A 17,343-nucleotide genomic window follows, 5' to 3' on the forward strand; every position below is an offset into this window, starting at 1 on the left:
TTAAAAAAATAAATACAGATGATTGTCAGACAGCGGACCAATTGGCTGAAAATGTTGTTTATATGGAGAGGTTCCGTACTGAAGAAAATTATAGTTCAGCTGAGTGTTATTTTATTATTTTCACTGTCGATTTATTTTTTTAAAGGAAAGATCTTTGATTATAAAGTACATCTTAATCCTACCATTTTTACCTTGCTGGGGCTCGCACTGGCTATTTTCATGGGATTCTGTAATTCCGCCAGTTACGACCGTTTCTGGGAAGGCCGTAAACTCTGGGGATCACTGGTGATTGAAACCAGATCGCTGACAAGACAGATTCTTTCCCTGGTGAATGATCCTTCCGCAGGAGCGAAAGAAGAAAAGGAAAAGATCATTAAATTAATATCAGCATTTGGCTGGTCTCTGAATTACCAGCTGAGAGATAAATCCGGGACGGAACATTTAACCAGGCTTCTTTCTCCGGAACAGGCAGAAGAGGTGAAGGATAAAAAATTTATTCCAAGCATTATTCTGGGTTTTATGGCAGACTGGCTGAATGAGCAACAGCGAAAAGGAAATATCGACACCATCGTTATGACTTCTATGGATCATCAGCTGAACCAGTTTTCCAATATTTCGGGAGGATGTGAAAGAATCTACAATACGCCACTCCCATTTGCGTACAGTGTTTTGCTTCACCGCACGGTGTATCTGTATTGCTTCTGGCTGCCTTTTGGATTGGTGGATTCACTGGGGTGGATGATGCCTTTGATCGTTCTTTTGATCAGTTATACCTTTATTGCGCTGGATGCGATCATTCAGGAAATAGGGGAACCGTTTGGGGAAGAGGAAAATGATCTGGCGCTGAACAGCATCTGCAGAACTATTGAATATTCTATTTTCGAGCAGGCAGGAATACCGCAGGATGAGCTTAAAAAGCCGGATTCTTATTTTATTGATTAATCCGTTACATGAAAATGGATAGGGGAAGAGAGAGGTGATGAAATGAGACAAATAATTACCCCACTTTAATACATATTTCAGGATTCTTCCGATCAGCTTTTCAGCTATTGGTCAATGAAATTCTCACAGCCAATAGCCCTGTGATTCCTTGTAAATCTTCTACTTTTAAAAATTCCACATCATTCTGCAAAATTCCTTTTTTCTGAAGCTTATTGATATATTCCAAGTATTCTCTCTGGTTTTCCATACCGAAATAAACAATGGTGATTTTTCCGGGACAGGTGATTCTTTCTGAAGAGTCTTTAACATGGGCTTTATCCAGACGTTTCTTTACAATTTCATAATAAGAATTGTAGGCACCGTCCACATCGAAGCGCTTTTCATCCATTCTGAAACGGATGTCTATTTTTTCGTTATAAACAAAAATAAGCGACGCAATATCTAACGGGATGGGCAGATCTCTTTTGAAATTTTGAAATTCACGTTCCATGTTGCACATGGTTTTAAGCTGCCAGTATCTTAATTTGTGGACTTCTTTTGAAGTATAGTTGAGATCCGGTGCAATATTGTGCCCAATGTACAGATTGTGTTCTACACCATCAGATTTAAATCTTTCATAATAATGTGGGAAGATCTGCTGTGCTTTAACCTGACTTTCATCCAGCATATCGGCCAGTTTTCTGTTAACCAGTGTTATGGAATCATCCAGGCTTTTTCTGTTGGCGTAAAATAAATCGGTTTGTGCAAAAACCTGTACAAAATAATCTTTGATCTTAGTCTTGATCTCTTTGTCTGTTTTAAGTTCCAGTTTTCCCTGCAGATAAGGATGGATTTCCTCTCTTAAAAGTCTTTGGAGACGTTGTTCCGTATCAGCTTTGATCTCGTTGTTCAGTTCATTTTCAAAAACATCCAGTGCCAGGAGATATTTTTCTGAGTCCGAATTGATCATGGTAAATAAATCCTGAAGCGTTTCAAGTTGCTGGTTGAGGTCTTCAAGCATGAGATTAAAACGCTTTTCTGAGGAAGAACGGATATCAGAGAACCCGAACAAAGGGGTCAGGTTTTTGAATGAGATCTGTTTCAGCGTATACATTTTTTTCCCCAGGGAAGCATTGAAATATTTCTCGGCTTCGTTTCTGAACTTCCACACCACACTGTCGTGGATGGAGGTGTATTCTCGCTGGATAATCGCTTCTATCTGGTAGTTTTTTTCAAAGCTGAATCTGTTCAGGGAGAAGAGAATCATATCGGTGAAAAACTCCATTTTTTTCAGCTTCAATCCGTTGAAGCTGTTGGCTTGTGGAGAAGTGAACTCCATGATGGCCAGAAGATCATTGTCTTTCATGATGGGAATCACCATGAAGCTGTTGATGTTGTTATCCCTTAAAATACTGAAAGAAGGAAGTTCTTTGATAGGGTCATCCAGATTGTTGACATTTGAGATGACAATCGGTTTGGAGTTGTGGTTTAAATTGGTGAATGTATTCTTTCGGGTTTCTTCATCAAATGCATTGATCCAGAAATCCAGAACATGGTGGGTAAAGATATTTTCATAGATCGGAAGTCTGCCGAGTTTCTGATCTTTTTTGTCAAAAAGCATGAGCCCGAAGTTAAGTTCAGGAACATCAAAATAAGATTTGAAAATTTCAACAAGGTTTTCATTCGGACTGAGATCTTCCGGATCGATTTCTATCATACTCGACTTCAGGTCAGATAATGCAACTTCTGAAGTACAGTCTACCAGTGAAATAATAGCAAAACCTTTCAGGACCCACGATTGCGATGGAAAGTATTTTTTCCAAAGCTGGAAATCATCGAGATTTTCCAGCAGCATATCAAGTATATCGTCAGAAGGAATCTTTGCCGTTTCAGTAGGGTAAAGATCCGTAAAATCTGAATTGATCGTGATTTTATAGTGCTTCATGATTCCCAGTCTGTTCGGGATATCATAATAAAGCGGCATGGTGCTTTTGATGTCTCTTTTGAAATATGTTTGTATGATGAGGCAGCAACAGAATACATAAAATTCATCATCATCTATATTTCTCAGCTCTATTTCAAAATCTTTTCCGGCATCTTTAAGGATGTGTTTAAATCTTTCTGTATAGTTGAAAGTGACATTGGAAAGCGGAATACTGGCAGCCTTAATTTCATTATTGGTCAATCCTGTGGGGAAAAGATCGGCAAGTAGCAGTCTGATGAGGTCTTGATGTTTTTCAAGAAGTGAAACATCCTGGAAGCCGTCTTTCAGTTCCTGAAAATTTTTGGTACTGTCAATTAATGATTCAGCATAATTAGCCCGGTATTCCAAGCGGTCGTTATAACGGATATGTTCCAGCACATCCAAATATTTTTCGAATGATATAAGAACCTGAAATGGAGCGTCTTTTTTATAAAGATTGGCCAAGAGCTGAAATTTAAAGTAAAGTTATGAAAAAAAGGACACTTCCGGATTGGGTGTAAATTGGTGAAAACTGTCTTTTATTGCAGCTTTACTCCTTTTTATCAAACAAAATCCTGAAATCGGTAGGGCATTATCTGTAGTTGCTTTTCTTTTTAAAATAATCTACAGTTTTGTGAAAAAGATTAGGATAAAATTCTGATGTTCCAATCTTTAATTCTTTGGTTACCGGAAACAGAAATTTCATTAGCGGCACACTGAATATAATAGCAACAGCCGCGACAAGCATTCCGTAATTGCCCACATCTGTTTTGTCTTTGCTTACATAAAAAACAACTGCAGCAATGACTGATGAGGTCAATAAAGTGATAAGATTTTTTTTCATGGTGGTCAATGTTATTCAAATTTAACTGTTTTCCGGCATATTTTAAATAAAAACTCAGTGTTTCTGGTGTTAAGGTTTATACATTTTTTATAATTCTATTTTGAGGGTGTATAATTTTCAGGTTCAGTAGGTGGCTAAAAAAGGATTTCTGTGATTCGTTTCATCTGAAAGTTTTTAAAGAGACCAGTTTACCACAAAAAAAGCACAACTTTTCAGTTGTGCTTTTGTATATTTTTACGTTAGATCTTACAGTCCGAACTGTCTTGCGAACAGGTCCGGGAAAACACCCAACAGAATAATAGATGCGATGACAAATACCGCTACGATATTGTAAGTAATCGTTACTTTTTCTGAAGATTTGAATGTAGAATCTTTAAAGAAGAACATAGAAATGATCAGTCTTAAATAATAAGCAATAGATACTGCAGAACCTAATACCGCTACCAATACTAAGAAAACGCCATGCTTGGAATTCATCGCCTGAGAGAATAAAGCAAATTTCCCCATGAAACCTGCAGTTAAAGGAACTCCTGCCATTGATAGCATAGAGATCGCTGCAACAGTTGCCAGTAGAGGTTCAGATTTTGCCAATCCTTTGAAGGCTCCGAAAGAAGTTTCTCTCTTCAGTTTTTCTACATAGATCAGACACATGAAAACACCTACCGTAGATAATGAGTAAGCAAATAAATAGAATGCCAGGTTATAGGTAGAAAGGCTGGTCATTCCGAAGAATACCAATCCGATGTATCCAGCGTGAGATACAGAAGAGTAAGCCAGCATTCTTTTGGCATTGGTCTGGGCAAGACCCATTACGTTGGCTAAAAGCAAGGTGATGATTAAGAATACTCCAAAAACATTAATCCACTGTTCTGTCACTCCTCCAAATCCGATGGTCATTAATCTGAACAAAGCAAAGAATCCTGAGATCTTTACCACACTCGCCATGAATGCCGTGATAAGTGAAGGGGCACCGGCATATACGTCCGGGCTCCACATGTGGAAAGGGGCTAATGCTACTTTGAATGCCAACGCACACAAAATAAGCAGAACACCTAAAATGAACATGGCATCTTTTGGATTTTTAACGCCAAAATCCTGGATTTTATACAGGTCAAAGCTTCCGCTGCTTCCGTAGATAAATGCGATCCCGAACAGTAAGAAACCTGTTGCGAAAGCACCCATCAGGAAATATTTGATCGAAGCTTCGTTTGATCTTAAATCAGTTTTGTTGGCACCCGCCATTACATATAACGGGATGGAAAGAATTTCTACTCCTAAGAAAAGAGTAACCAGATTCTGGTATCCGAAAAGGACGATTCCTCCGCATAATGCAAAAAGCATCAGTGCATATAATTCCGACTGGTGGCTTCTGTGATTGCTGAATGCAAAACCTCCCAGGAAGAATAACAATAAGGTTGTTACAATAGATATTTTGGTGAATAAAGCCGTATTTGCAGTGTATTCATACATGTGTCTGTACTTTTCAAAGAAAGCACATTCAGGTAAGAAACTTACATATAAAGCGATGATCAATCCTAAAATCCCAATGTATCTTGCGAATTTTCCTTGTTCAAAAACTCCTGAAAATAACGCAATAACTGCCGTTAGGAAAACAATAATTAAAACACTCATAATATAGATTTGAGATGTGAGACAGGGGAGATGGGATACAATTTCTGATTCCTCATTTCTTAATCTCTTAATTTTTTAATTTTTAAATCTTTTAATCTTCTAATTAGCCATTGCTGTGTAGATAAACGTCAGCGAACTATTCACCATATCGATTACCGGCTGAGGGAATATACCCAGCAAGATGACGAAAACCGATAAACTTGCCAATACAGAAAATTCCACAGCGGATAAATCTTTTGCTGTACTTAAAACGGCTTCGTTTCCTTCACCAAACATTGCTTTTCCGTAGAATCTCAACAGGTAAACGGCACAAAGAATAACGGTAAGACCAGCGATTACTGCTGCCAATCCGTTAAAGTCATAAACCGATTTCAACAAAATAAATTCTCCGATGAATCCGTTGGTTAATGGAACTCCCATTGAACCTAATATAATGATCAGGAACAACACGGCAAACTTAGGAGCTACTTTGGCTAAACCTCCCATTTGTCTGATGTCTCTTGATTTAAATCTCTTGTATAAAATATCACAACAGTAGAATAGTCCCACCACGTTGATACCATGCGCAAAAGTCTGTACTAACGCTCCTTCAGCTCCTTCAATATTGAATGTTCCTCTTAACGTGATCACTGCAGAAGAGAAGATCCCTGCTACCATCAATCCTACGTGAGAGAAAGAAGAATACGCGATGATTCTCTTCATATCGGTCTGAATAATCGCGATAAGTGCTCCGTGAACAATTCCTACAATAGCAAGTATAATCACGATCTGTCCTGAAATTCCGGCAATAGGAAGAGGAGTGATCGGAAGAAGATAACGGATAACCCCATAGATCGCCATCTTCAGCATGATCCCTGATAAAAGCATAGATCCCTGAGTAGGAGAGTAGGTGTACGTATCCGGCTGCCACGTATGGAAAGGGAATACTGGTAATTTCACTGCAAAGGCAAAGAAGATAAACCAGAATACCACCGTCTGTTGTGCTTCGTTAAGCTGGGCATTGTATAAATCTGTTAAAGCGAAAGAAGCAGAGTGGTTGTACACATAGATCAATCCGGCTAACATAAATAGTGACCCAACGAATGTATAGACAAAGAATTTCGTTGTGAATTCAAATCTTTTATTTTCCTGTCCCCAAAGTCCGGCGATGAACCAGATTGGAATCAGGGTTACTTCCCAGAAAATGTAGAACAACAGTCCGTCTAAAGAAGTGAACACGCCTACAAGACCGAACTGCATCAGCAGAATCAGACCGTAGAATGTATTTCTATAGTTTACATTTTCATTAAAAGAAGATAAAATAATGATGGGCGTTAAAATATTGGTCAGCAATAACAGAAGCAGACTCATTCCGTCGATGCCGAAATGAAGTGAGCTTTTAATAAATTGTGACCAAGGGTAGTTGATCTCGTGCTGCAGTACACTGTCCACCGTTGGATTAAAATCAAAATCCGCTGCGATGTAAAATGTAATAAGCATTTGGATCAAAGCTATTCCTAGCGCCAAATATTTGCTGGATTTATTTTTCCATGCAAAAACTAATCCCGAACCTACTAGAGGTAATAGTAATAATGTTAATAATAAACCAGACATTATTGTAATATAAAGTTAACAATCAGTATAATTCCCACTGCTAAAGACATGATAAGAATATAAGTCTCTACATTTCCGTTTTGGATGCGCTTCATCGCTTTTCCGCTGTCTTCAGCGCCTTCGCCTACAAAGTCTACAAAACGGTCTAAGATCCCTTTATCAAACATCTTTCCTCCGCGTCCTAATCCTTCAACAGTTTTTACAATCAATGCATTGTAAAGTTCGTCTACATATAATTTCTTAGCAGAAAGTTTCTCCCATCCGGTATAGCTTTCTTCTGCCAGAGCCATTTTTTTCTTTTTCACGTAGGTATTTTTTACGATAAACCATACGGTGAAGAACATCAGCACTGTAGCGCCTAATAAGATCATTTCAGTCCCAAACGGAACTCCTGAAAGAGTAGCTTCCATCTGGTTGTAGCTCTGCTCGGTAAGAACAGGCTTCAGCCATTCCATTAATTTAGCATAATGACCGTGTCCGATAAAGTGAGGAAGGTTAATGAAACCTCCAAGCACAGAAAGGATAGCCAGAACGATTAACGGAAGGGTCATATTAGACGGGCTTTCGTGTAAGTGATGTTTTTGGTCTTCCGTACCTCTGAATTCTCCATGGAAGGTCAGGTAGTACAGTCTGAACATATACGTTGCAGTTATTGCCGCTAAAACAAATAAGATTACCCAATACATTGGATTTTTAGCGAATGCTGCTACTAAAATTTCGTCTTTTGAGATCATCCCTGATAATAGAGGGAAACCTGAGATCGCCAGTGTTCCGATAAGGAAAGTAGCGTGGGTAATAGGGATGTATTTTTTCAGACCTCCCATGAAACGCATATCCTGCTCGTTGCTCATCGCGTGGATCACAGAACCTGCTCCCAGGAATAATAGTGCTTTGAAGAATGCGTGTGTCATTACGTGGAACATCGCTGTAGTATAAGCTCCCAATCCTAAAGCTATGAACATAAATCCAAGCTGTGAAACGGTAGAGTAGGCCAATACTTTTTTGATGTCGTTCTGACGAAGTGCATAGAATCCAGCCAAAGCAGCTGTTAAGAATCCGATGAATAAAATTCCTCCCTGAACCGTAGGGGCCAAAGTAAATAAGAAGTTTGATCTTACCACTAAATAGATACCTGCCGTTACCATCGTTGCCGCGTGGATCAACGCTGAAACCGGAGTAGGACCGGCCATCGCATCCGGTAACCATGTATATAAAGGAACCTGAGCCGATTTACCGGTAGCCCCGATAAATAAACTGGCTGTAATAAAGATAATTACTGTTCCGTCTAATTCAAATTTTGAAGAGTTCTGTGCTACGGTAAGGTAATCCACTGCATTGGTCTGAGCCGCGATCATGAAGATCCCGATCAGTAAGGCAAGGTCACCAATTCTGTTCATGATGAAAGCTTTTCTTGCTGCTTTACCGTATTCTTCATTGGTATACCAGAATCCGATCAACAGGTAAGAACAAAGACCTACCCCTTCCCATCCGATGAACAGGATCAGGTAATTGCTTCCCATTACTAAAAGTAACATCGAGAAGATGAAAAGATTCAGATAAGTAAAGAACTTATAGAATCCTTTGTCGTGGCTCATATATCCGATAGAATATAAATGAATCAGAGAACCGATCCCGGTAATGATCATCACCATCATTAACGAAAGCTGATCAATCTGAAATCCGACATTAATCTGGATCCCGTTTACTGTAAACCACTCAAAAGCCTTAACGATGATAGGCTGACTTTCAGAATCAAATTTCATGAAAAGACTTACTGCAATACAGAATGATCCGAAAACCATTGCTGTAGCCAGAGAGCCTACGAATATTTTGGGAAGATTTTTTCCGAATAAACCGTTAATAAGAAACCCTAAAAGTGGTAAAAGTACTATTGCATACACTAAATTTTCCATTCCTTATCCTCTTAATTTATTAAATATACTTACATCCACAGAACGGGTATTTCTATATAGCATAGCAATAATTGCCAGACCTACCGCAACTTCAGCGGCGGCTACCACCATAATGAAGAAAACTAAAAGCTGTCCGTCTCCGTTTCCTTTATACGCTGAAAAAGCAGCCAATAAAAGGTTTACAGAATTCAGCATAAGCTCTACACAGCCCAAAATAACAATAGCGTTTTTTCTCAACAATACTCCCAATACTCCCAGACAGAACAATACTGAAGAAAGCATGATGAAATAGTTCAGAGGGACGCTTTGTATAAATGTATTTACTTCTCCCATAATTTTATAAATCTTTTTTACCGATTAATACCGCACCTACAATACCTGCCAAAATAAGGATGGATGCAAGCTCAAACGGTAAAACATATTGATTAAACAAAAGTCTGCCCAGATTTTTAGTAAGACCCACTCCTTTGTCTACATCTTCCAATACAATGTGGTTATCGGTTACTCCTCTGAATACGCCTAAAACTCCAATTAATAAAAGACCGGCTGTAAAAACTCCAACAAATTTTAAAGTATTGTTCTTCTTACTTTCGTCTTGTTTATTAAGGTTAAGCATCATCAGGATATAAAGGAATAATACCATGATGGCTCCCGCGTATACTATAATCTGAATGATTGCAAGGAACTGCGCATTCAGAAGAATGTACATTCCGGCAATTGAAAACATCGTAACAATTAATGACAAAATAGCATAGAGAGGATTTCTTGCAAATACAAAATATACTGCACTAGCTACTGCTAAAAACGCCACCAAGAAAAATAAAAACTGATCCATTATTTTACCGCATTTTTTTGTTTCTCGGATTGTCTTGTCGTAATGTCAATCCTTTCATTTATTTTTTCAACCAATTTATCTTTTCCATAGATGAAAGATCCTCTGTTGGTTTCTACATCCACCAATCTGTCTGTAAGATAGATCGCGGATTTAGGACAGGCTTCTTCACACATTCCGCAGAAAATACATCTCAGCATATTGATTTCGTATACTGATGCATATTTTTCTTCTCTGTAAAGACCTTTTTCCTCCTTCGTTCTCTCTGAAGCCGTCATAGTGATGGCTTCTGCAGGACAGGCTACGGCACAAAGTCCACAGGCTGTACATCTTTCTCTGCCTTCTTCGTCTCTTTTCAGAACGTGCTGACCTCTCCAGATCGTAGTTCTGGGTTTCTGTACTTCCGGATATGAATATACTGCCGGAGCACCTTTTATCACGGTTCTTACAGCATGCTTAAAGGTAATCCCCATCCCGGTAAAAATAGCAGGAAGATAGATTTTTTCAGCAAGGGTCATTTCTTTGTTGGAAACAACTTTTGATCTGTTTGTAAGTTTCATTTAATTATGGATGTTAGATGTTAGACGTTAGATGTTAGAAGATGGAAGTGGGTTTTTCTTTCCCGCATCACCATATTATCACATCATCACATCATCTCATTTTTAAATTATTCTAGTTTGCAAATGCTAAAATCACAGCACCTGTAATCAATAGATTGACCAATGCCATTGGGATAAGCGTTTTCCATCCTAAGTGCATCAGTTGGTCATATCTAAATCTTGGAAGCGTCCATCTGATCCACATAAAGATCAGAATTCCGATTACCGTTTTTGTTAAGAATGCTACGATACTCAAGATTCCTGCAGCGTTTTCGCCCCAGTGTTGAGTTACCCATTCAATTCCAGGATAGTTGTAACCTCCGAAGAAAAGAACCACCATGAAAGCATTGGAGATAAACATGTTCACATATTCACCGAACATATATAATCCCAATTTCATGGAAGAATATTCCGTAGAATATCCTGTTACCAATTCAGATTCACATTCAGGTAAATCGAAAGGGTGTCTGTTGGTTTCTGCCAAAGCAGCTACAAAGAATACAAGGAAAGCAATCGGCTGATAGAAGATGTTCCAGTTCATACCGGAAACCCATGGAATAACTCCCCATAATTTTCCTGTTGTCTGACTTTCCGTAATTTCTTTTAAATCCAAACTTCCCGTCATCATAATGATAGAAAGTAATGCTAATCCCATCGCCAATTCGTAAGAGATCATCTGCGAAGAAGCACGGATAGCACCTAATAATGAATATTTGTTATTCGAAGCCCAACCTCCGATCATGATTCCGTATACACCGATTGAAGCCATTCCGATGATGAAAAGTACCCCAACGTCGATGTTGGCTACCTGTAAATCAAAGGAAGTACCTGCAATATTTAAACTTTTACCCCAGGGAATAACCGCTCCTGTGATCAATGAAATAAACATAACCAATGCCGGTCCCAATACGAAAAGAAACTTTTCAGCATTGGCAGGGGTAAAGTCTTCTTTAAAGAAAAACTTTCCACCGTCGGCCAGTGGCTGCAGTAGTCCGAAAGGTCCGGCTCTGTTGGGACCAATTCTATCCTGCATGATAGAGGCAACTTTTCTTTCTGCCCAGGTAGAGTAGGCGGCTATCGTAAGAGACAGCAGGAAAAGTGCTAGTACAAGTATAAGTTTAAATGTTAGTAAATCCATTTTTTATTTATTTAGATACTAGATGGCAGATGCCAGATATCAGATTTAAAATCTACGGTCTGACGTCTGTGGTCTGAGATCTGATGTCTTATTAATTATTTTTCGTCTTTTTCACTGATTTCTTTGGCCATAGGATTGTCTAAAACTCTTAGCTCATCCTTAGGTTTTTCGTAGTGGTTCAATGAAATAACCGAATGTCTGTCGATATGTCTGGGACCTTCAATATTCCAGTCAGACAGTTCTTTTCTTTCGAAACGACAGGTATCGCAGATGAATTCTTCTACTTCACCCCATTGATCTTTTCTGGCAGTAACTCTTACAATTTCGTCACCTTTCATCCAAACTACGGCTTTTCCTGAACATTTATCACATTTGCAGGTAGCATTCATTGGTTTTGTGAACCAAACTCTGCTTGCAAAACGGGAAGTTCTGTCTGTTAATGCACCTACCGGGCAAACATCGATAACATTTCCGATAAAGTCATTATCTAAAGCTTTATTTAAATAAGTAGAAATTTCAGCGTGATCTCCTCTGAAAAGAATACCATGTTCTCTTTCACCTGTTAACTGATTGGCGGCCAATACACATCTTGCACAAAGAATACAACGGTTCATATTCAACTTGATGTTTGGACCAAGATCGTCTGCTTCGTAAGTATTTCTTTCAAATTCAGTTCTTGTCTCAAAGTTTCCGTGCTCGTAGCCAAGATCCTGAAGGTGGCATTCACCGGCCTGGTCGCACACTGGGCAGTCCAGAGGGTGGTTCACCAATAAGAATTCGGTAACGGCTTTTCTACCTTCCTGAGCTTTTTCAGAAGAAAGATTTTTCACTTCCATACCGTCCATTACGTTAGTTCTGCAACTAGCAACTAATTTAGGCATAGGGCGCGGATCTGCTTCAGATCCTTTCGAAACTTCGACTAAGCAAGTTCTACATCTCCCTCCACTGGTTTCCAATTTGCTGTAATAGCACATTGCAGGAGGTACAGATTTTCCACCGATTTGTCTGGCAGCTTCCAAAATAGAAGTCCCAGGCAAAACTTCAGTAGTCTGTCCGTCTATAGTTATTTTGAATTTTTTAACCTCTTCGCTCATATTCTATGCTTTCGCTTATGCTTTTAAGGCGATAAGCTATATTTTAATTATACTTCTTCGTGTTAAATGTATACCCTACTCCTGCAAGGACCTGCCCGAAAACAAAATCCTGACGCGCTTTATCCGGCTTGTTATTTAATGTAGTTTTAATATCCCACATATTGATATATCCGGCTTTAGCTTCTGCTCTGATCATCCAGTTTTTCCAGAAAACCATGTTAAGACTGGTTCTAAGGTCGGTTCCCATCCCTGCAACGTGAAAACGGTCGCTTCTTTCATTTCCGAAAAGCTTGATATTACTTTTTGGAAACATTACCCCGATTCCTGCTCCATAAGACCATACTAAATCTATATTTTTCTTATGAATAAGATTTTTATATTTCTCAAGACCTAAGTTTTCATAATTTAATCCGTCGGTATGCTCGAAAGTAAGGAACTGGCTGTCGGCTAAATTAACCTGTCCGTTCTGTACCATTCCTGCATATTTGGGATCTGAAATGGTTCCTGAAAAATCAGCCGTCTGGTCCTGTTTCATCACATATTTCATATGATCTATCCCTAAAACAAGGGCTAAATTATCTTTGATAAAATATCCCAGTCTGAAGTTATACTGTGTTACGGTAAACCAGCTTGGATCGATATAAACGATTCCGAACTTGGTAGGTTTGTCTCTTGCCTGTACATTATTCAACTGAAAATCGTAACCGTTTCCTGTGAAATGGATATCAGAATTGCTGAAAGCGCCTCTGTTCCATCCGTAAAAAACAAACACCTGACCTTTTTTACTTAATGGTGCCGGTTTTTCTTTCTTTTTAATAGAAGCCGGACCTACCGTTGGTAAATAATCAGCTTCATATTGTAAAGTATCATTTTTAGTTCTCTGTGCAAAAACAAAATTTGAGATAACTAATCCAACAACTAATAACTTCTTCATTTTAATCGGTCTAAGCATTTTTTTCAACTGCAGGAATAGGATCTGCATAATGTGCCAATCCATAATTCTGGGTCTGAGATAATTCAGGGTTTTTCACGTGCCATTCAAACTCGTCTCTAAAGTGACGGATGGCTGCTGCAACAGGCCAGGCCGCTGCATCACCCAATGGACAAATAGTATTTCCTTCAATTTTTCTCTGAATATCCCAAAGAAGGTCGATGTCTTCCATTTTTCCTTCTCCTTTTTCTATCTTCTTTAAGATCTTGTGCATCCATCCCGTTCCTTCACGGCAAGGGGTACACTGTCCACAGCTTTCATGATGATAAAATCTCGCTAAAGTCATGGTATGTTCCACGATACACTGGTCTTCATCCAAAACAATAAAACCTCCTGAACCCATCATGGTTCCGGTAGCAAAACCACCGTCAGCTAATGATTCATAGTTCATGTATCTTGGTTCTCCGTTTACCGTTCTTAATAATAAATTAGCAGGAACAATCGGAACTGAGCTTCCTCCGGGGATACAAGCTTTTAATCTTTTTCCGTCTTTAATTCCGCCGCAGTATTCATCAGAATAAATGAATTCTTCAACCGTAATGGTCATATCTATTTCATAAACTCCGGGTTTGTTGATGTTTCCACAAGCCGAAATTAATTTCGTTCCTGTAGATCTTCCTACCCCGATTTTAGCATATTCAGCTCCTGTAATATCAATGATTGGAACGATAGCGGCAATAGATTCCACGTTGTTGACCACCGTTGGTCTTTCCCAAAGTCCTTTTACAGCCGGGAATGGTGGTTTTAACCTTGGATTTCCTCTTTTACCTTCAAGGGATTCCAGCAATGCGGTTTCTTCACCACAAATATAAGCTCCTCCTCCTCTCTGAACATAAATTTCACAGTCGAAACCTGTTCCTAAGATATTTTTACCTAAAAATCCTGCTGCTTTAGCTTCTTCAATGGCTTCTTCCAAGATATCAGGGATCCATGAGTATTCTCCACGGATGTAGATATAAGAAACATTGGAACCTAAAACAAAAGATGAAATCAACATTCCTTCAATCAGTAAATGAGGAAGAAATTCCATCAGATATCTGTCTTTGAATGTACCAGGTTCTGATTCATCCGCATTCACTACAAGGTGTCTTGGTACGCCTTCCGGTTTTGCCAGAAAGCTCCATTTCATTCCTGTTGGGAATCCTGCTCCACCACGTCCACGAAGTCCTGAAGTTTTTACTTCTTCCAAGATTTCCTCGGGTGTCATTTTCAAGGCTTTTTCAGCTGCGGTGTAACCTCCCTGTTTACGGTAAGTTTCAAAGTAGCGAATACCTTCTATATGGGCGTCTTTAAGTAAAAGTTTTTTACTCATTTTTTTTATTCTTTTAGCGTTGGGCTATGGGTTGATGACCTTTAGCTTATGGCTATTTTAATTTTATTACAATTTATTAGTCTAAAGCGATTTGTCCTTCTCTGCAAAGATCCAGGATTTCGTCTACTTTTTCTATTGTTAAATTTTCATGAAAGAATTTTCCAAGCTGCAACATGGGAGCATATCCGCATGCGCCAAGACATTCAGCAGGCTTTAAAGTAAACATCCCGTCTTCGGTAGTTTCTCCATCCTTAATGTTGAGTTTAGTTCTGATATGATCAAGGATTTTTTCGCTTCCGCAAACCATGCAAGGTCCCGTTCTGCAAACTTCCAAAACATATTTACCAACCGGCTTCATATTGAACATGGTATAAAAAGTAGCTACTTCATATACTTCAATTGGCTTAATACTTAATAATTCAGCAACATAATCCATTACAGGAACGTCTAACCATCCTCCGAATTCTTTCTGTGCTATGTGTAGAACAGGAAGAAGAGCAGATTTTTGTCTACCTTCAGGATATCTCGCCATAATTTTATGTACCTGTGCTAAACTTTCCGGTTTAAAAGCTATTGTTTCGCTCATTTTTTATCTGAGATTAAAGAATAAAGAACAAAGAAAAAAGATTCTGAAGTCCGTTATTCTAAATTCGTATTTATATTGGGTTGAAGAAAGTCTTTTATCTTTCTTCTTTTATCTTATTGTCTACTATATTATGCGTCTAATTCTCCCGCAATAATATTCATGCTACACATCGTTACGATCGCATCTGAAATCACAGAACCTGTGATCATTTCAGGATAGGCTTGGTAATAGATGAAGCATGGTCTTCTGAAGTGAAGTCTGTAAGGACTTCTTCCTCCATCGCTCACCAGATAGAATCCTAATTCTCCGTTTCCACCTTCTACAGCATGGTAAACTTCTCCTTTAGGCACCTCCGTTTCTCCCATAACGATTTTGAAATGGTAGATTAAAGCTTCCATTTTTTTGTAAACATCTGCCTTTTCAGGAAGATAGAAATCCGGAACATCCGCGTGGAATGGCCCTTCTGGAAGATTGTCGTAGGCTTGGTTGATGATTTTAAGGGATTCCCAGATTTCCTGCTGACGAACCATAAAACGGTCGTAGGTATCACCTGCAGTTCCTACAGGAATGATGAAGTCGAAATCTTCGTAAGATGAATAAGGTTGTGCCACTCTTACATCATAATCTACTCCTGCTGCACGTAAGTTCGGCCCGGTAAAACCATAGCTTAATGCTCTTTCGGCAGAAATTGCTCCTGCACCAATGGTTCTGTCCATGAAAATTCTGTTTCTTTCTAATAGGGTACCGAATTCTTTAAATCTTGCCGGGAAGGTTTTTAAGAAGTCCTGTAATAACTCATGGAATTTTGGAGTGAAGTCTCTTTCAAAACCTCCGATTCTTCCCATATTGGTCGTCATTCTTGCTCCGCAAATCTGCTCGTACATGTCGTAAATACGTTCTCTTTCGATAAACATGTAGGTAAGACCTGTAATCGCTCCTGCATCCATTCCGGTTACCCCGTTACAGATCAGGTGGTCACCGATTCTGGCTAATTCCATCAAAATAACACGCATATAATCTACACGCTTCGGAACTTTTATGCCGATCAGCTTTTCTACTGTCATGTGCCAACCCAGGTTATTGATCGGTGCAGAACAGTAATTCATACGGTCGGTAAGGGTGGTGATCTGAGAATAATTTCTTCTTTCAGAAATTTTTTCAAAGGCTCTGTGGATGTATCCTACGGTTTGTTCTGCGTGAAGAATCCTTTCTCCGTCCATCGTTAAGATATTCTGGAAGATCCCGTGGGTTGCAGGGTGGGTAGGTCCTAAATTTAGGGTATACAACTGCCCGTCAATTTGCTCCTTACTTTCGTATTGGTTAAGTATATTAGATAATGAGTTATCTTTCATAATTTAAATGCTTTAGGCTCTAGGCTTTAGGCTTTAAGCTTGTTGCTTATAGCTTACTGCTTATTGCATTATTTTTATCTTCCGAACATATTATCGTCCTTATCTGTTCTTGTTCCATCTTCCAGACGGTATTCCTTCAGCATAGGATGGTATCCGAGATCTTCCATATTCAGGATCGGTCTCAGATCAGGATGTCCTTTAAATTTAATTCCGTAGAAGTCAAACGTTTCTCTTTCCATCCAGTTCGCTCCGGCAAATAATTCTACAAGAGAATCCACTTCGATATTTTCTCTGGACATAAAGATTTTCAGACGTAATCTGAAATTGGCCATCATATTGTGTAGGTGATACACAACACCGATTTCCTTTTCAGGGAACTCAGGATAATGAATACCACAGATATCAGTAAGGAAATTAAATTCCAGCGATGAATCTCTCAGATAATGAATGATCTTTTTGATATCCTCTTTCTTCACTTCAATCGTCAACATTTCATAAGGTTCTGAGCTTGAAATAACAGAATCCGGAAATTCTCTTGTAATGGCTTCTAATACAAATTCGTTTGTCATTTCC

16 protein-coding genes are annotated in these 17,343 nt (G+C 38.9%); 1 reads left to right on the top strand and 15 read right to left on the bottom strand.

From position 1 onward, the window contains the following. Window positions 1-18 precede the first annotated feature (18 nt). Complete coding sequence (locus BW964_RS18860) at window positions 19-942, top strand: bestrophin family protein (RefSeq protein WP_076509587.1); 924 nt, start codon at window positions 19-21, stop codon at window positions 940-942. Window positions 943-1,042: 100 nt separating this feature from the next. Here the strand turns inward: BW964_RS18860 and BW964_RS18865 are convergent, their stop codons facing one another. From BW964_RS18865 to BW964_RS18935, 15 genes are all read right to left on the bottom strand, one after another. Then, complete coding sequence (locus tag BW964_RS18865) at window positions 1,043-3,349, bottom strand: GAF domain-containing protein (protein WP_076509589.1); 2,307 nt, start codon at window positions 3,347-3,349, stop codon at window positions 1,043-1,045. A gap of 127 nt (window positions 3,350-3,476) precedes the next feature. Next, the gene (locus BW964_RS18870) at window positions 3,477-3,728 is read right to left on the bottom strand and encodes a hypothetical protein (RefSeq protein WP_076509591.1); all 252 of its coding nucleotides are present in this window, start codon (window positions 3,726-3,728) and stop codon (window positions 3,477-3,479) included. A gap of 246 nt (window positions 3,729-3,974) precedes the next feature. Further along, window positions 3,975-5,360 (bottom strand): NADH-quinone oxidoreductase subunit N, encoded by a 1,386-nt coding sequence (locus tag BW964_RS18875; RefSeq protein ID WP_076509593.1) that lies wholly within the window; start codon window positions 5,358-5,360, stop codon window positions 3,975-3,977. A gap of 99 nt (window positions 5,361-5,459) precedes the next feature. Beyond that, window positions 5,460-6,953: a complex I subunit 4 family protein gene (locus BW964_RS18880; protein ID WP_076509595.1), complete on the bottom strand. Its 1,494-nt coding sequence runs from the start codon at window positions 6,951-6,953 to the stop codon at window positions 5,460-5,462. Continuing rightward, window positions 6,953-8,866 carry an NADH-quinone oxidoreductase subunit L gene (gene nuoL, locus BW964_RS18885; protein ID WP_076509597.1) on the bottom strand — a complete coding sequence of 638 codons (1,914 nt, stop codon included), beginning with the start codon at window positions 8,864-8,866 and terminating at the stop codon, window positions 6,953-6,955. The genes BW964_RS18880 and nuoL overlap by 1 nt, the downstream gene beginning before the upstream one ends. A gap of 3 nt (window positions 8,867-8,869) precedes the next feature. Then, on the bottom strand, window positions 8,870-9,199 hold the full coding sequence (nuoK, locus tag BW964_RS18890) for an NADH-quinone oxidoreductase subunit NuoK (RefSeq protein ID WP_034730724.1): 330 nt from the start codon (window positions 9,197-9,199) through the stop codon (window positions 8,870-8,872). Between the two features lie 4 nt (window positions 9,200-9,203). Next, on the bottom strand, window positions 9,204-9,701 hold the full coding sequence (locus tag BW964_RS18895; protein ID WP_073331955.1) for an NADH-quinone oxidoreductase subunit J family protein: 498 nt from the start codon (window positions 9,699-9,701) through the stop codon (window positions 9,204-9,206). Next, on the bottom strand, window positions 9,701-10,258 hold the full coding sequence (locus BW964_RS18900) for a NuoI/complex I 23 kDa subunit family protein (protein ID WP_034703566.1): 558 nt from the start codon (window positions 10,256-10,258) through the stop codon (window positions 9,701-9,703). Before BW964_RS18900 ends, BW964_RS18895 begins: the two co-directional genes overlap by 1 nt. Window positions 10,259-10,370: 112 nt before the next feature. Next, window positions 10,371-11,435, bottom strand: coding sequence for an NADH-quinone oxidoreductase subunit NuoH (nuoH, locus tag BW964_RS18905; RefSeq protein WP_076509599.1), 1,065 nt, complete (start codon window positions 11,433-11,435; stop codon window positions 10,371-10,373). A 95-nt stretch (window positions 11,436-11,530) separates the two neighbouring features. After that, entirely contained in the window at window positions 11,531-12,529 is a 999-nt protein-coding gene (locus tag BW964_RS18910; protein WP_076509600.1) for an NADH-quinone oxidoreductase subunit G, read from the bottom strand. A 43-nt stretch (window positions 12,530-12,572) separates the two neighbouring features. Then, the gene (locus BW964_RS18915) at window positions 12,573-13,463 is read right to left on the bottom strand and encodes a hypothetical protein (protein WP_076509892.1); all 891 of its coding nucleotides are present in this window, start codon (window positions 13,461-13,463) and stop codon (window positions 12,573-12,575) included. A 10-nt stretch (window positions 13,464-13,473) separates the two neighbouring features. Further along, window positions 13,474-14,832 carry an NADH-quinone oxidoreductase subunit NuoF gene (gene nuoF, locus BW964_RS18920; RefSeq protein ID WP_076509602.1) on the bottom strand — a complete coding sequence of 453 codons (1,359 nt, stop codon included), beginning with the start codon at window positions 14,830-14,832 and terminating at the stop codon, window positions 13,474-13,476. A 76-nt stretch (window positions 14,833-14,908) separates the two neighbouring features. After that, a complete protein-coding gene (locus tag BW964_RS18925) occupies window positions 14,909-15,418 on the bottom strand; it encodes an NADH-quinone oxidoreductase subunit NuoE family protein (protein WP_073331942.1) in 510 nt (169 codons plus the stop codon). A 128-nt stretch (window positions 15,419-15,546) separates the two neighbouring features. Next, window positions 15,547-16,770: an NADH dehydrogenase (quinone) subunit D gene (nuoD, locus tag BW964_RS18930; protein WP_076509604.1), complete on the bottom strand. Its 1,224-nt coding sequence runs from the start codon at window positions 16,768-16,770 to the stop codon at window positions 15,547-15,549. A 74-nt stretch (window positions 16,771-16,844) separates the two neighbouring features. Continuing rightward, the gene (locus BW964_RS18935; RefSeq protein WP_076509606.1) at window positions 16,845-17,339 is read right to left on the bottom strand and encodes an NADH-quinone oxidoreductase subunit C; all 495 of its coding nucleotides are present in this window, start codon (window positions 17,337-17,339) and stop codon (window positions 16,845-16,847) included. Window positions 17,340-17,343 lie beyond the last annotated feature (4 nt).

Source organism: Chryseobacterium shigense (genome assembly GCF_900156575.1).
GTDB lineage: Bacteria > Bacteroidota > Bacteroidia > Flavobacteriales > Weeksellaceae > Chryseobacterium > Chryseobacterium shigense.

Excerpts from the sequence above, each read along its gene's own strand:
- BW964_RS18860 (WP_076509587.1), top strand. The coding sequence starts at position 19 with ATGATTGTCAGACAGCGGACCAATTGGCTGAAAATGTTGTTTATATGG.
- BW964_RS18870 (WP_076509591.1), bottom strand. The coding sequence starts at position 3,728 with ATGAAAAAAAATCTTATCACTTTATTGACCTCATCAGTCATTGCTGCA.
- BW964_RS18875 (WP_076509593.1), bottom strand. The coding sequence starts at position 5,360 with ATGAGTGTTTTAATTATTGTTTTCCTAACGGCAGTTATTGCGTTATTT.
- BW964_RS18880 (WP_076509595.1), bottom strand. The coding sequence starts at position 6,953 with ATGTCTGGTTTATTATTAACATTATTACTATTACCTCTAGTAGGTTCG.
- nuoL (WP_076509597.1), bottom strand. The coding sequence starts at position 8,866 with ATGGAAAATTTAGTGTATGCAATAGTACTTTTACCACTTTTAGGGTTT.
- nuoK (WP_034730724.1), bottom strand. The coding sequence starts at position 9,199 with ATGGGAGAAGTAAATACATTTATACAAAGCGTCCCTCTGAACTATTTC.
- BW964_RS18895 (WP_073331955.1), bottom strand. The coding sequence starts at position 9,701 with ATGGATCAGTTTTTATTTTTCTTGGTGGCGTTTTTAGCAGTAGCTAGT.
- BW964_RS18900 (WP_034703566.1), bottom strand. The coding sequence starts at position 10,258 with ATGAAACTTACAAACAGATCAAAAGTTGTTTCCAACAAAGAAATGACC.
- nuoH (WP_076509599.1), bottom strand. The coding sequence starts at position 11,435 with ATGGATTTACTAACATTTAAACTTATACTTGTACTAGCACTTTTCCTG.
- BW964_RS18910 (WP_076509600.1), bottom strand. The coding sequence starts at position 12,529 with ATGAGCGAAGAGGTTAAAAAATTCAAAATAACTATAGACGGACAGACT.
- BW964_RS18915 (WP_076509892.1), bottom strand. The coding sequence starts at position 13,463 with ATGAAGAAGTTATTAGTTGTTGGATTAGTTATCTCAAATTTTGTTTTT.
- nuoF (WP_076509602.1), bottom strand. The coding sequence starts at position 14,832 with ATGAGTAAAAAACTTTTACTTAAAGACGCCCATATAGAAGGTATTCGC.
- BW964_RS18925 (WP_073331942.1), bottom strand. The coding sequence starts at position 15,418 with ATGAGCGAAACAATAGCTTTTAAACCGGAAAGTTTAGCACAGGTACAT.
- nuoD (WP_076509604.1), bottom strand. The coding sequence starts at position 16,770 with ATGAAAGATAACTCATTATCTAATATACTTAACCAATACGAAAGTAAG.
- BW964_RS18935 (WP_076509606.1), bottom strand. The coding sequence starts at position 17,339 with ATGACAAACGAATTTGTATTAGAAGCCATTACAAGAGAATTTCCGGAT.